The organism is Pseudomonas spelaei (assembly GCF_009724245.1).
Lineage (GTDB): Bacteria > Pseudomonadota > Gammaproteobacteria > Pseudomonadales > Pseudomonadaceae > Aquipseudomonas > Aquipseudomonas spelaei.
The window spans coordinates 221777-236701 of sequence record NZ_WNNK01000003.1; the positions used below are offsets into that span (position 1 = coordinate 221777).

Consider the following 14925-nt stretch of genomic DNA (forward strand, 5'->3'; position numbering starts at 1 on the left):
GCGACACCGCGCTCAGCGAAATCACGAGGCTAACTCGACAAAGGATTGATCAAAGTAGTTCTGATACAACGCTGCTTGAAAATCGCTCACGCTATAACGATCAATGCCATTGATCATCTCGTCCAGTGACGGGATCGCCCCATAATTGAGGTAGTGCTTGCCTGACCTGGAGGCCAGTACGCCGATATTTTCGACGCTGAGTTTTTGATACAGGCTGGATGTCGCCAATGCCGTCGATAGGCTGTGTGTGGAGGCTGAACCTGTTGAAAAGTATTCGCTGAGGAGGGTGTCCAGCCTGGCCAGCCCGGTTGCTGCCGACTTGACGTATAGCACGTGCTCGCCCACGCCGCCGGTGAGAAAGAAGCGCCGGTCCAGGTGATAACTCAGCCCTTCGCCGCGCAGACGCGATGCCAGGGATTCGGGCCTGCTTGAGCAAAAGAACTGGGTGGCGCCGAGCATCAGCGCGTACTCCCGTGCGCCGTGGGTGGTGACAGGAAATCTTAGGCCGATGGTGGCGGTGGCTTCATCTAGGCAGCGAGCCGGTTGAGCAATGGGCGAGGGTGGCTCGTGCGATGGTTTTTTGCCGGGGGGAAGGGCCGAAAGCGGTGCCAGCAAATCCAGTGCACGGCCCACTTCCAGGCCGGACAGCAGTTCGGCGTATACCCGGGCGCCGCAGAGAAGCCCCTCTGCAAAGACGCACAGCGTCTGCACATCTCCGCGCCAGATGTCATGGCCTGCACGAATCCCCAGCTTGGCATCCAGGGCGCTGAAGGTGCCTTGGGCCTGCCGTTCGAGCTCGCGCTCGATAATACGGGTTTCCACTGCCATCAGCGGCGCAAGCTCTGCAGCGTTTTCGGGGGCACTAATACCCTGTAGGGCGTCAATCAGCGCGCCCATGTAATGCGGTAAAACTTCAACCGGCATCCTGCCAAAAAAGCATAACGCCTCGTCGGTCGTGGCCCCGAGTATGGCCTGATAAGTATCACCGAAAGTGCTGCGTAACCGGCGACTGATGAGGTGTTCCACCAGGTGGGCCAGCCCGATGTCTTGACTGGCTGGGCCACTGCGGTCAAACGCGATCCAGACATTGATGGACGCCAGGGTTGCTGACGCCAATTGGCGGACGCTCAATGTCACACCGTTGGCCAATTGCAGGCTGTGTTCTTTCACAACAATGTCCTTGTGCGAGTCAATTGCGTCAGGCTGATCGGGTTGTGTATACAGCCGAGTTCATGCAGGACATCGATGCCACGCCGGCCGTGGCATGCCGAGGATTGAATGACCTTGTGGTCGCACTCGAGATCCAGGCGATGTTGATAAAATTCGAGCATTTTCAGCGCATCACCGGCTTCGAAAAGACAGGACGGCAGTGTGTCTCCGGTGATAAACCCGAAACGCTCCTGCTGGCCCAGCCTATTTAAACTGTTGTAATGCCAAAAACCGCCTTCGGCTCTTTGCTCGACGCAGGCATGTTCTTTATGAAACTGCACGAGGGGCATGAGCGTGGCGTCAAAGCGTGTTTGATAAAAGTCCACGATGCTGTGGGAGATGGCCAGGCGATTGAGCCAGGCAAAGCGACGGGCGATGTCATAGAGCTGCGCGACCTTGCCATAGGCCACGGTATCGGGATCCAGATGGATCGTCAGGTACGCTAGGGCGTTCACGGGCTCATGTTCGATACGGTGCGCTGTTTGTTCGCGACCAATAATGGTCCGGACGCAGTAATCCAGTGCCCGATTGAGATTGGAAACGCCAGAGTGGACCACCAGGTAAGCTGCGCCATCGCTGCCCATGCAGAGCCCGGCGAATTTTGAGTTCGAGTGGTTTTTCAGGGTCAACAAGGCCCCCGACAGAAATGGCTGCAAGGACTGGATGAAAGGCCCCGATAAAAACTGACCGTGCGTCAGGGGCGCGAATGATTGGATGTGAGGGGCACCCAAACTGTCGACAGACAGCGGTTCGTGAGCATGAAGGCAATCATTCAGTGCCCCCTGGTAGATGCGCCGGGTTTTATTGTTCTGTTCCTGGCCGGTGGCCAACGTCCAGTACTCGACCAGCAGGTTGATGTCCCTGGGAACCAATCGGGTGACCATAAACCCGTCAAACGGCTCATCGCCCATGGAGAACGGATGCAGATGCGCCGCGCCAAAGGCTGTTCCCTTGGGTAGGCCAAGATCATCCTCATAATCGACGAGAAATAGCGGTGCTGCCTGCGCGGCCGACTTCAGGTATTCAACTTTATCTTGTCGCACGCCAGGCACAATCGTTAGCGGATGGGCTTTTTTACTGTCCATGTAAAACCTGACTTGGGCCGTAACACTCAATCACTCAAGCACCAGAGACATTCACGCCTGTCTCTGGTGCTGTACTACGTCAATACGACGATCAACCTTTACTGCGCCTGCGCCATGCTGACGGTGGCCGGCGTGTTGCCTGCTTCAGCGTCCTGCACCGGTTCATAAGCGCCTACCAGTACATCGGCCAAGGCCTCCAGTTCGTCATCCACCTGATCCATGTAGACCATATGAGTGCCTTGAGCGTTAACGGTCAGGCTTTTCAGATCGGCCAGTTGAGCGTCAGACAGGGAGGTAAAGTCGGGTGTGTTAATTCCATTCATACAATGAACTCCAGTAGGTAATTGCGGTAGTTGAACTCGCGGCTACTGAGGGTTTGCTAGTCGCCGCAATACTGCATTTACAACCTTGCTGCGCGCGTTTTAGTTCGGCAGAAGGCGTTGGCATTGTCGGTTTCGGTTGTTGCAGAGGGGTGACGCTTTCGTTGCATCGGGAGTGATTTTATATGACGCCATGGAGGGGCAATGCTTAATGCCCTGTTCTGGCGGGTGGCGCTTTACCAAAATAGCGTGCGCGGCTGGGCGGGGCGCGCGGGTATTTTCCGTTCATCCATTGTCGTCGATTCAAAAACAGCAAGCCGAACCAAAACGCTCATCTTCTCGGGGTATCGGTAAGCGCAGGCGCTGGTTCTGCGTGGTGTAATTTTGCACCAAGCCCCCGTTCTTTTGCGTTGAGCACGGAATTTCCGTTCTCCCACTACGGTCCATAGTCCGATGGTAAAAGACTGAAAGGGACGACTTGATGCGGCGAATGTATAGAAACGTCATCTGCCAGGCCATGCTGGCCATGGTGATGGCTATCAGCTTGGCGGCATGGGCAGATGCGCCCGCAACAACGGTGCCGGTCGAGGTCGTCGACAGTTTACCGCTGTTGCCGGAAGACGCCGACCTGAAGCAGCTCAGCCAGCAGCTTGAGCTGATTCGCCAGAGTGTCCCCATCAGTACCAGTGACGAGAGGCTGGCGGAGTTCCGACAGGGCGCACTCCAGGTACAGCAACAGGCCGAGATGCTGCTCACGGTACGCGCAACCGACATGGAGCGCCTTGATGATCAGTTGAAGGTAGTGGGCGCGGCCCAGCCCGGGGAAGCGCAGAGCCTCACCGCTCAACGGGATGCCCTGACTCAGAAAAAGAACCGCCTGCTTGACGATGAGCGTCAGGCAAAACAGCTCAGTCAGACGGGCCGTGAGCTCGCCGCGCAGATCGTCAGCTTGCGGCGCAATCTGTTTAATTCCCAGGTCACTTCACGTACCGATACCCCCTTTAGCCCCACGTTCTGGTCGACCCTGATCCGCCCCACCGCTGAAGACCTGCAGCGCCTGGACAACCTGAAGACCGAGGGTATCGTCGCTTTGAAGAGTGCCGTCAGCCCCGAGCGCCGCTGGGCGTTCTTCAGCACGCTGCTGGCGGCCGTGCTGATCTGGAGTTTCGGTCGGCGACTGCTTGAGCGTCTGCTCACCTGGGCGATGATCCGCTGGCTGCCGGAGGGGCGCCTGCGGCGCAGCACCCTGGCGGTGGCGGTGGCGTTATCGTCGATCCTGACGATCATGGGGGCCGTCTCACTGATGCGCTGGGGGTTGGAAAGCAATGCCGTCTTGAGCGAAAACCTGGCCCGGCTCTCCGAGCACCTGGTCACCCTGGCCACGTTCTGCGCGTTTATTGCCGGCCTTGGGCGCGCCTTGCTGATGCTGCCGCGACCGTCCTGGCGGTTGGCGGCCGTTGCCGATGAGATCGCCAGTGCCCTGGGGCCATTCCCGGCGATTCTGGCGGTGGCGCTGATGCTGGTGGCCACCGAGGAGCGGATCAACAGTGTCACCGGCACCAGCCTGGCGTTGACCGTTGCGCTCAATGGCCTGACGGCACTGACCACGGCGCTGATCTTCATTGCCGCGTTACTGCGTTTGCGCTACGTGCGCAAAAAACTCGACCTGGGTCGTCCGGGTGGGTTCACCGGCATATTGCCCTTTGTTACAGCGGTGTGGGTGGCCTTGATTGTCCTCGCGTTGTTCACGGGGTATCTGTCCCTGGCCTACTTTCTTACCGTCAAGCTGCTGTGGGTCGGTGTCGTGGCGGCGACGGCCTATCTGCTGATTGCCTTTTTCGGCGACGTCTGCGAAACCCTGCTCTCGCCCAAGCAGCCCAGCGGCCTGGCACTGGCCAACGCACTGGGGCTGTCACCCCGGCACCAGGCCCAGGCCTGCACCGTGCTGGCTGGCGTCGGCCGTACATTGCTGCTGCTCACCGCGGTGATGGCGGCCTTCCTTCCTGCGGGCTCCAGCCCCAGCGAGTTGCTCCAGGGGTTCAGCCAACTGGGAGAAACCAGCAAGACGCTGGGCAACCTGCACATCATTCCCCAGGACATCCTCGTTGCGCTGCTGATGTTCGTCGTCGGGTTGTTCGCTGTGCGCACCCTGAAGCGCTGGCTGAGCGAGAGGCTGCTGCCGGAAACCAACATGGACGCCGGCATGCGTGCATCCCTGGTGACCCTGGTGGGTTACCTCGGGTTTGTGCTGCTGAGTCTGTTGGTGATGTCCACCCTGCAGATCAACCTGACCAGCCTGACCTGGGTGGTCAGCGCCTTGTCGGTGGGTATCGGCTTCGGCCTGCAGGCCATTGTGCAGAACTTCATCTCCGGGCTGATCCTGCTGACCGAACGACCCGTGAAGGTTGGCGATTGGGTCAGTCTGGGAGGGGTAGAGGGCGATATTCGCCGGATCAACGTACGGGCGACCGAGATCCAGATGTCCGACCGCTCGACGGTGATCGTGCCGAACTCGCAGTTCATCTCGCAAAACGTGCGCAACGTCACCATGGGCAACGCGCTCGGTGTGGTGGGCATCACCCTTACGTTGCCGCTGGACACCGATGTAGTGAAAGTTCGCGAACTGCTCATGCACTCGTTTACCGAGCACGAGTCGATTCTCGACACCCCCGCACCTTCAGTCACGTTCAAAGACCTGGCCAGGGACGGTCTGATCATTGGTGTCAGCGGCTACGTCAACAGCCCGCGCTCGGTGTCCGGGACCCGCAGCGACTTGCTATTCATCCTGCTGGCCCGTCTTCAGGAAATGGGTATTACCTTGTCTTCACCCCAAAGCCTGGTGTTGATTCCGGGAGAGGGAAGTCCCTCGACGCCGAACCCATCGGCGCAGCCTTGAGTACCGCGAAGGAGACATGAACAATGAAGTTTTCGATGGCGCAAAATTCGGTCAGTCATATTTACGTAGACATCAGGGATCTACCCATCCGTTTAGCGAAAGACTTTCTATTGTAGGCGGGCCACTTATGATTGACAGCAGATGACTAGACAAAAATAGAGCTCAGCACTACATTCAGTGATGTGTGAAGCATGGCGCTTTACTGATGACTAGGTTTGATCAAAAAATAGTGCAGGTTTTTATAGAGTTAGTTGGTGTTTGTTGTTCGATAAAACAATAAGCAGGTGGCGGTACGTGAAAGTAAAAAGTCCGATAGCTGTGATTGTTTATGTTCTGTTTTGTTTTTCTTTGGTGGGTTGCAAGAGTAAGAATATGCCTGACGCATATAGCTGGTCGGGAACGGTGTCTGCACCGCAGGAATATCCTGTGGAAGTCTACAGTGGCGCCATAATAGCTGAAGATTTTACCTACGGCTTTGATGCGATCTGGGGCACGCAGAATACCGGGTGGGGGAGTCAGGGCGGTACTATGACCACGGGGGTTGAAAGGAAAGGAGTCCCCTATCAATTGGAGTTTACGTGGTACTCCCTGGTGGAGAGAAAGTTTTATACGGGGAAATGGGACTTGGACAAAGAGAGGATAAAGAGTCTCTTTGATGAGGGTTTTATCGATCAAGATACCCATAAAAAAGATACCTATAATACGTTTGTCGTGGGGTTGGCTCCAGAGGGTAGGGTGGTGCTCTGGATGAGTGGCGCGGGAAACCAAAAAGAAGTGGGGGTTTTTAAGGCGCCGGTGACAGTCCTGACAAAGGACGGCGCCTACGACAATGCAAGGTACATGTTTAAAGACGGCTATGCAGACCGAATGCTGAACGATCCATCCTATAAGACATTCAACCCGGATGTCAGGAAGAAAATAGAAACACAAGGTTATCCTTCGGCAGGCATCTATAACACATACAGGGATAAATATAGCTGGAGGCCCGTCGTTGTTTTGCAGGAAGGTGGGCAATGGATAGATTTTGGATTCAGTGCCTACAACGGTGAGCAGGAAAATCTTTTCGGAAAAAGTCTACTGGATAATCAGTATGAAAAAAGGGCCATTCCAAAATTCTGTGGCTTCTATTGGCGGGATAAAAACAACAGATATGGCGTATGGATTGACGCTTTTGACGAAAAAGAAATCTTTGATCTTTTTCAGAAGCTCGGCAAAGAAAAAAATATAGACTTGGTGGTGAAGATTAATGCGGACAATACCAGGCTTTCTTTGTCGTTAAGGTCGGGCGAGCAGGAGTTCCCAGTGGGGAAGGCTAAAGTCAGACTGTCTCGTAAAATAGAGTGATCTCCCAGCGCATGCGACAGATCAACGATGCCTGGGTTCGCCGCCCGTGTTGTGTTAACGGGCTCGAACCTTAACGATTAGCTGTCTACATCGCTCTGGTCAGCCGGGTTGGGCCGCCAGGCTATTACTGACGTTACGTCCCAGCACCAGCACGGTCACAAAACCGCAGCCCACCAGGGCCGTGGCCAGACTCAGCAGCACCGAGCTGCCCAGTTGATCGACGATCCGCCCGCCGAAGAACGAGCCCAGGGCAATAATCACCTGGAACAAGGCGACGAATAACGGCATGCCGCGTTCGACATCCTTGGGTGCCACGACAAACATCCAAATACTCGCGCAAGCCGGGAAGGCGCCGAAGGCGAAGCCCCAGAGTGCGATCAGCATCGCAGCGCCGGTCATGCCGGTGGCGAAGTAGGGGAACAGGGCGGTGCTGGTGCCGATCAACAGTGCGACCAGCAACAGGGTGTGACGTACGCTGCGGTTGGCGGCGAAACCGGCAAAAATATTACCCATGACTCCAGCCACGCCATAGAGCAGCAACAGTGAGCCAATGGTTGGCCCGTCGAAGCCGGAACTGTGTTTGAAGAAGGGCGCGACATAGGTGTAGGCGGCAAAGTGCGCCAGGCCAATCAGCAATACAGCGATCAATCCGACCCGCGCTTGCGGATTGATAAACAAGGCCGGCAGGTCACTGATGCGAATCGCTTTTTCCGGGTTGAGTCGCGGTAGCAGGAAGATCTGCGCCAGTAACACCGGTACGCCCACCAGTGCGGTTACCAGGAAGGTCATGCGCCAGCCCATCAGGCCACTAAGCCAAGTGCCTACGGGCACGCCCAGTACGGTGGCCAAGGTCACACCGACCATGATGATCGAGGTGGCCTGGGCAACGCCCACGCCCTTGGGGGCCAGTCGGCCGCTGAGGGCGATGGCCGTCGCCCAGAAACCGCCGATACTGATGCCCAGTAGCACGCGGCCGAACAGCAGCAGGCTAAAGTCGGTGGCGTAGGCCACGACTGAGTTGGCGATGATCATGATCAGCGTCAGGCCGATCAGCAGGTAACGACGGTCCATGGCACCAATGCTGACAGACAGCAAGGGAGCGGCGAGGGCGGCCATTATGCCGGGCAGGGTCACCATCAGACCGGCGTGGCCGGCACTGATGCCGAGGTCGCTGGCGACATCGTTGAGTACGCCCACCGGGAGAAACTCGCTGGTCACCAGGGCAAAGGCGCCCACGGCGACCGAGAGAATCGCCAGCCACTGCTGTTTGACGCTCTGTTGATTATGTTCGGGAAGACCGCTAGGGGCCTGGCTGGCGCTTGGCATGGTGTTGGGTTCCGGATGAATGCAGCCTGAAGCCAGGCCGGGAGAGAATTTGGAGGCGATTATATGAATCAGTGTTGGCAATTAAACAGGTCGGTCGGTTTGATAGTCATCATCAGTGCAATCAATGCGACACGCTTAAGCGGCCTTAAAGGCAGCCCTTTCAAGGTCTTTGAAAAACCAGTCGCATCAGGCCGGGGATCACAATCTAACCGTCGAAGTGAACCCCCTGTGGGAGCTGTCGAGCCCCAGCGAGGCTGCGATTGCGGTGGGTCCGCCAACATCAATGCTGGCAGTGCCGACGCTATCGCAGCCTCGCTGGGGCTCGACAACTCCCACAGTTGATCTTCACTGCCCGAAGCTGGGTATTTCAACCGTATTTGGCTGATTTTTCAAAGACCTTGACAGGGATGGGTCTTAAAGGGGCCTTTGGGCTCGGGAATAAGGCAATGACTTTTAAGGTATAGGGATGCCTGCAAAACCCGGGGCGATTGACAATGGGAACCAGCCATATTGGTTTCCGTACTGTCGCCGTCATCGATCATTTGTGAACAACCACTTCAGTGGAGCACCAGCCATTGCGACCCTTTTGCTTGGCCAGGTAGAGCATCTCGTCAGCCGATTTCAGCAAGTCACCAGGGGTGACCTGTTCACTGGCAGGATGGCTTGCAGTGATACCGGCACTGGCAGTGACGTACCCGAGCGGATGTTCGGCATGCTCGATTTTCAGTGCTCGAATGGCGTCCAGAATGTCGTTGGCAACCCGCGTTGCCCCCGCATTGTTGGTATTGGGCAACAGCACCGTAAATTCTTCTCCGCCGTACCGGACAGCCAAGTCCCCGGGTCGTTTGATCGCGCGTGCAATTGCCTGGCCCACTGCGCTCAAGCACTCATCGCCAGCGGCGTGTCCATAGGTGTCGTTGTAGCGTTTGAAGTAGTCGACATCGAGCATGATCAACGCGAGGAATGATCCCTGGCGCCTGGCCAGACGAATTTCTTCAATCAGCACGGCGTCCAGCCGTCGGCGATTGCCCAACCCGGTCAGGCTGTCTGTCATCGCCATATCTTGCATGGCCTGATGGGCGTGACGTAAGGCTTTTTCCGCCAACATTCTTTGACGTAGCTGGCTCAAGACGATCAGCCCGAATACCGCGAGCACGGCAATCAAAAACACCAGCACAAACCCGGTTTTCCAGAGGTCATGGAGCCAGGGGGCGATGATGGACTCACGGGAAAGCCCGGCCTCTACGACGAGGGGATAGGTCGTCAGTGCTCGATAACCGTAAAGCCGGTCGGTGTCGTCGATGATCGCTTTGACCTCGGCGACGCCTGAGTTGGAAACCGGCAGGTAGCTTTTGAAGATCTCGCTGTCCGCCAGGCTTTTACCGACCACGGATGCGATGAAAGGGCGCCGCACCAGGATGGTGCCGTTGCGCATGGCCAAGACCAGGGAACCCTTGTCATCTATCTTGAAATCACCGTAGTAGTCCACGAAGTAACTGAGCTTGATCGTCCCCAGCAGAACGCCGGCGAAGGAACCATCAGGGTTGTTCAATCGGCGAGAGATGGGAATGATGAGTTCGTCGGTGGATCGGCTTCTGACAACTTCGCCGATGTGTAAATTTCGATCATCGTGGGTGCGGTGGTACTGGAAATAATCGCGGTCGGCATTGTTCGCGGTATCCGGGGTTACGCTCTTGTCCGTCACCACCCATTGACCGTCAGGGCCGTAGATAAACAGCCCATGAAGCTGCGGCATGATTTGGGTTTGCTGGACCAGCAACTCGTGGATGCGAGGAACATTGATGCCTTGCAATCCATCGCTCTGCACCCGTTCGCTGAGGGCTACGGTCAGCACATCGACTTGCCGGATGGCGTCTTCGGCATGCTGGGCCGTTGCACGCGCCAGGTTGGTCACGGAGTCACGGGCAGAGTCGAAGGCTGCGCGATAGTCGCGCCATGTCCGCCACCCCTCAACGCTGATGAACGCAATCACGACTACCAGCATGAAGCTCACGGTGAGTCGAAAGGTAGCTCCCGCCCGCACAACCTTCCCGGGGCAGGGGGCCGTGGCGTTGTCGTCCCTGGGCGTTGGCTGTTTGCGTCCGAGCATCGGGTGTCCTTCTATGGCGGGCACTTGTAGCACGTGCGGCCTTTTGATCGTTCGAGAGAGGGCTTAATCGGGAAAGTACTTTCGCGCCTCTTCGATGGTATAGCGCAAGAAGATCTGCACAGCCTGCCGAATCAGGTGTTGTGTGAGTAGGAAAGCATACAACGACATGTTCTGCAGGGCATAGCTGGGCAGGATACGCACTTGTCGGTGTTTCCTAACCGCCGTCTACTGACAATCAGACGAGCTACTCCGCGGGCTACACCTGGCAGAAGACCGATGCCATCACAGCGCCATTAAGCAAACCCTCAGCTCAAGGCCGCGAAGATCAACTGTGGGAGTTGTCGAGCTTTAGCGAGGCTGCGATGACGTCGGCACAGCCAACACTGATGTTGCCTGACCCGCCGCTATCGCAGCCTCGCCGAGCATCACTGGTCCCAACCCGGTGCAGCAGCCGTCGGTCACGACTCCGGACTTCGCCAGCGCTAGAAGTAATACCCAATGTTCACGTTGGTGCGGTAATACCACTCGTTACTGCCCACCGAATGGGTATTGGTAAAGCCGCTACCGTTTTCCGCGCCACCATAGGGGTTGGCATTTTTGGCCCAGGTAAAATCGACCCAGGCCATGATCGGCATTGCCAGGAATTGCGCGCCGACGGTGTACATCTGTGAGTCGTCCCAGCCGTTTTTGTCTTTCATCAACCGGCTGTAGTCGTTGTAGAGCTTGATCTTCTTCAACTGGCCGAGTTTCGGTGTGTTGATGTCGTAGCTGATATTCAACGAAGCAATGGTCGCTTTGGAGGCAATGAGGTAGGCCGGGGTCAGGCCGTTGCCGCCCATGAGCACCGAGTCTTTGCTGACGCCGGCAGGGTTTTTCGGGTCGTACTCGTAGCGAATGCCCTGGGTGGTGACGGTCCAGGCGCCGTTATTGATGATTGCGTGGAGCCCGCCGGCCCAGTAATCACCGTCATCCTTGGTGGTGGCGTTGTACAGCTGGGCGGTGGCCAACGAAGCGCCGATTTCGGTCTTCCAGTCGCCGCTGCTGAAGCGACGGGCCACCCGGGCGTTGAGTTGGTTGTGCTTTTCGTTGTCCTGGCCTGATTGGGTAAAGGCGATGGCGTTGTTGTCGAGGTCTGCGTAGCGTCCGACTTCCGGTGAGTAGCGAATGCCTGTGGGCAACATGCGTGGGAAGTAGGCCAGTTGCACGTCCCAGTTCTGGTCCTTGTAGCTGTATTTGAGGCCAGAGCCTGCGCTGGAGCCATAGCCCATGAAAAACGGGATGTGGTAGCTCCAGCCAAATTGTGGGTAGGGTTCAAGGCCAAACGGTTTGAAGGGCGCGCCCAGTTGCAGGTTGGAGTTCTCGTTCAGCCGATAAGCCACGAAGCCGCGATCGATGGAGCGTTTGCCATCGTCCTGGAACCAGTAGCCGATGTCGCTGTAGAGGTTTTTGTAAGTGGCCTGCACGTCGAGACGGAAGGTGTCGAACAAGAACCGGCCATTGTTCTCGGTGGTGTCCCAGTGCTCGTCACGGTAGTTGGTGCGCAAGGCGCCACCGATATCCAGGCTGCTCTGGCCGTCGTCGCTGCTCCAGGCAATGTGCGGAAAGGGTTTATTGGCGGCATTGGTACGCACGGGTTCGGACGGGACTGGCTCCACCGCAAAACTGGCACAGCTGATACACATTAATCCCACGCAGACGACCTGGTTTTTCATCTTGTTCCCACCTGTGAAGTTGATCACGGCTTGTTTTTTGGCAACACTTTCCCGCTTGCCTGATAGGGCAATAAAAAATTGCAGGTGAGGTCTTGCCGTATTTAAGCGCTGGTTATTTTTATTGTTTCGAGTGTGATACGCCGTATGGCCTATGAACTCTCAAGGGGTAGAGCAGGAAGTGTGCCAGTCACTGCAAGTGTCGTTTTTATATAAATATTCTTTTAAAAACAGTTGTTTATATGGGAAACGGATTTTTCTGTATTACCCGTGAAACGCAGCCTCTATGGCGTCACCGGTTTGCACAGTGTCAGTGCGGGGTTGGGTATTAGTGAGGCACTTGAAACCACCCAACTCCCTGTAGCCGCTGGCGCAGCCTGCGATCGGCTGCGCAGCAGTCGCAAGGTCTTGAAACCGCCGAAGGTCCTGCGGCCCTTATCGCAGCCTCGTACCTCGACAGCGGCTACAGGGAACATCACGTGTGATGTGTGTCAGAGGTCAAGCACCAGCCGCTGGCTCTTGCAACCAGAGACGCAGACCATCATCGACCGATTTGTCGCGCGCTCGGCCTTGGTCAGCACCCCGTCGCGATGGTCGATGTCACCTTCCAGCACGCGGGTCTCGCAGGAACCACAGACCCCTTCGCGACAGCTGTAGTCAATGTCGCAACCGACTTGCAGCAAGGCATCCAGCAAACTCAAGCCCGGTTCGACCGACAGCGTCTTGCCCGACTTTTTCAGCTCGACGCTGTAGCCATGCTGTGCGTCTTGCGACGGCGGCAGTTCGGCGGCCGCAAAGCGCTCGATATGGGCATGAGGGTAACCCAACCCCTCGCAGGTGCTTTCGAAGGCATCGAGCATAGGCGTCGGACCGCAGCAGTAAAAATGCGTGTCCTTGGGCTGGCCGGCAAGGTAGATGGCCAGGTCGGGGAACGTACCTTTTTCGTCATTGAAGTGGTAAGTCACCCTCGCGTTGAGGCCGCCCAGATCTTCCACCAGCGCCGCTTCCTGGCGGGAGCGGGCGCAGTAGATCAATTCGGCGGATTTTCCCAACGCCAGCAACTGGTGAAACATGCAGTAGATCGGCGTGATCCCGATGCCGCCGGCTACCAGCACGCTGTGGCTGGCGTTCAGGTCCAGGGCGAAATTGTTGCGCGGCGCCGAGATCGACAGTTGCATGCCGACCCGCAACTGGCTGTGGACGTACTCCGAGCCGCCACGGCTGTTGCGATCACGCAGCACGCCAATGACATAGCGCCCCTGGTCGCGGGGCGAGTTGAGCAGGGAGTAACTGCGCACCAGGCCATTGGCCAAGTGCAGGTCGATGTGCGAGCCGGCCTCGAACGGGGCGAACACCGTGTCGCCCAAGGGCCGCAATTCAACGCTGATGATGCCTTCGGCTTCATAGCGCAGCGCCTGGACGCGCGCGGTGAGCAGGGAGGGTTTGGACATCGTTCACCTCTTTGGGGCAGTACGCAGGTCAATATCCAGCCGGGCTGCGGCCTCGATTTCGACCCGCAATGTAGGGAACACCAGGCCACTGACCTCCACCAGCGTGGACGTCGGCAACAGCGCCTGCCCGGCGAAAAAATCGCGCCGGGCCCGGCCGACCTGGTCTTTGTCGCCAATGTCAGTGAGGTACACCGTGAGCCGGTAGATCGTGCCTACGTGTCCGCCGGCAGCCTCGACCAACGCGCGGATTTTGCCCAGCACGATCAGGGTCTGGGCGTAACAGTCCAGCGCCGGATCCTGTTGCGTGGCCGGGTGGGCGGTCATGCCGGACATCACCACCTCGTTGCCAATCAGCAACGCGTTGGACCACGTGGCATTGGCCGGCTCACGTACGGCGTCGGCCTGTACCTGCTGCACGGTGTGGCTCATGACAACTGCTTCGCGTCGATCAGCTCCAACTGCGCCTTGGCCGCGTTCTTCAAATACCGGCGCAGCCGCACCACGCCCAGGTCATGCTGGTAGAGGTTTTCGCGCTGATTGGCGTCTGGCTCCATGAACTCCAGCAGCACCCGGTCTTGCTCCAGCACTGCCCAGTGGCGCGCCTCCAGGCGGTTTTTGTAGAGGAAGCGCCAGGTGTCACGCTGCCAGCCGGTCAGTGGGCGGCAGCGCCAGTGGAACACGGCGGCCAGGGAGCGACTGCTGGGGGTGTAGCTGCCGATGATGGTGAAGTTGCCGCCTGGGCCGCCGGTCTTCGGGTAGGGGATTTCCAGGCGCAGCCAATGGCAGCCGTTGTCCATGAACTCGGTCCAGTCGAAGTTCACCCCGCGCTGGCCTTCCTTCTCGAAGAAAAAACCCTGGTCGGTGTCACGGGTGACGAACTTGGCGGTGGCTTCGCCTTCGCTCATCGAGTGGGACATTTTGTGCAGGTAGGTGCCGTGCATCGGGTCCATGACGTTGTCGATCACGTAACGGTAATCGCCTTTCCACTCGGTGTAGCAGATGAAGCTGCTCCACTCGGGGGAGGTCAGTTGCTCGGGCAGGATCAGTTCTGGCGGTTGCTCCACGTGGGGCTCGGCGGCGTTGTAGAGAAAAATCGCCCCTGCGGCTTCACGGGTGTGGAACATCCGCGTCGGCCGGCTGCCCTCAAGCTTGCAGCCAGGGCTGCCCGGGACTTTGGTGACCGTGCCGTCGCAGCGCACTTCAACGCCGTGATAGGGGCACTGCAAGCGGTCGCCCAGCACCGGTCCCTGGGATAGTGGAGCACCACGGTGAGGGCAATGGTCTTCCAGCGCGTGGACGCTGCCATCGTTGTCACGCCACAGGGCAATCTTGTAGCCCAGGCGACGAATCGAAAGCGGTTTTTCTCCCAGTTGATCGCTGGGCAGTACGGGGAACCAAAGGTTTTTCAAACCAGTGGCGAGAAGGTGTTCAGCAGGGTCGACGGTCAAGTGCGCGTTCATTTTTATCATTACCTC

Annotated in this window: 12 protein-coding genes; 3 read left to right on the plus strand and 9 right to left on the minus strand. The window is 57.6% G+C overall.

Annotated elements, in window-relative coordinates:
* Nucleotides 1-21: 21 nt before the first annotated feature.
* The 3 genes from GNF76_RS05160 to GNF76_RS05170 form a co-directional block, all read right to left on the minus strand.
* Nucleotides 22-1170 (minus strand): peptidase M16 family protein, encoded by a 1149-nt coding sequence (locus GNF76_RS05160; RefSeq protein WP_155582095.1) that lies wholly within the window; start codon nt 1168-1170, stop codon nt 22-24.
* Nucleotides 1167-2294 carry a hypothetical protein gene (locus tag GNF76_RS05165; RefSeq protein WP_155582096.1) on the minus strand — a complete coding sequence of 376 codons (1128 nt, stop codon included), beginning with the start codon at nt 2292-2294 and terminating at the stop codon, nt 1167-1169. The genes GNF76_RS05160 and GNF76_RS05165 overlap by 4 nt, the downstream gene beginning before the upstream one ends.
* 98 nt (nt 2295-2392) lie before the next feature.
* Entirely contained in the window at nt 2393-2617 is a 225-nt protein-coding gene (locus GNF76_RS05170) for a hypothetical protein (RefSeq protein WP_155582097.1), read from the minus strand.
* A gap of 201 nt (nt 2618-2818) precedes the next feature.
* Between GNF76_RS05170 and GNF76_RS05175 the strand changes: the two genes are divergently transcribed.
* From GNF76_RS05175 to GNF76_RS05185, 3 genes are all read left to right on the plus strand, one after another.
* On the plus strand, nt 2819-2968 hold the full coding sequence (locus GNF76_RS05175) for a hypothetical protein (RefSeq protein ID WP_155582098.1): 150 nt from the start codon (nt 2819-2821) through the stop codon (nt 2966-2968).
* Nucleotides 2969-3095: 127 nt separating this feature from the next.
* Nucleotides 3096-5510, plus strand: coding sequence for a DUF3772 domain-containing protein (locus GNF76_RS05180; RefSeq protein ID WP_155582099.1), 2415 nt, complete (start codon nt 3096-3098; stop codon nt 5508-5510).
* A gap of 294 nt (nt 5511-5804) precedes the next feature.
* The gene (locus GNF76_RS05185; RefSeq protein ID WP_178123186.1) at nt 5805-6854 is read left to right on the plus strand and encodes a DUF2931 family protein; all 1050 of its coding nucleotides are present in this window, start codon (nt 5805-5807) and stop codon (nt 6852-6854) included.
* Between the two features lie 99 nt (nt 6855-6953).
* Here the strand turns inward: GNF76_RS05185 and GNF76_RS05190 are convergent, their stop codons facing one another.
* The 6 genes from GNF76_RS05190 to GNF76_RS05215 form a co-directional block, all read right to left on the minus strand.
* Nucleotides 6954-8180 (minus strand): MFS transporter, encoded by a 1227-nt coding sequence (locus GNF76_RS05190; RefSeq protein WP_155582101.1) that lies wholly within the window; start codon nt 8178-8180, stop codon nt 6954-6956.
* Between the two features lie 538 nt (nt 8181-8718).
* Nucleotides 8719-10290 carry a sensor domain-containing diguanylate cyclase gene (locus tag GNF76_RS05195; protein WP_155582102.1) on the minus strand — a complete coding sequence of 524 codons (1572 nt, stop codon included), beginning with the start codon at nt 10288-10290 and terminating at the stop codon, nt 8719-8721.
* 482 nt (nt 10291-10772) lie between these two features.
* A complete protein-coding gene (locus tag GNF76_RS05200) occupies nt 10773-12002 on the minus strand; it encodes a hypothetical protein (protein ID WP_155582103.1) in 1230 nt (409 codons plus the stop codon).
* A gap of 488 nt (nt 12003-12490) precedes the next feature.
* Nucleotides 12491-13450 carry a PDR/VanB family oxidoreductase gene (locus GNF76_RS05205; protein WP_155582104.1) on the minus strand — a complete coding sequence of 320 codons (960 nt, stop codon included), beginning with the start codon at nt 13448-13450 and terminating at the stop codon, nt 12491-12493.
* Between the two features lie 3 nt (nt 13451-13453).
* On the minus strand, nt 13454-13879 hold the full coding sequence (locus tag GNF76_RS05210) for a RidA family protein (protein WP_155582105.1): 426 nt from the start codon (nt 13877-13879) through the stop codon (nt 13454-13456).
* The gene (locus GNF76_RS05215) at nt 13876-14910 is read right to left on the minus strand and encodes an aromatic ring-hydroxylating oxygenase subunit alpha (protein ID WP_155582106.1); all 1035 of its coding nucleotides are present in this window, start codon (nt 14908-14910) and stop codon (nt 13876-13878) included. Before GNF76_RS05215 ends, GNF76_RS05210 begins: the two co-directional genes overlap by 4 nt.
* Between the last annotated feature and the right edge of the window lie 15 nt (nt 14911-14925).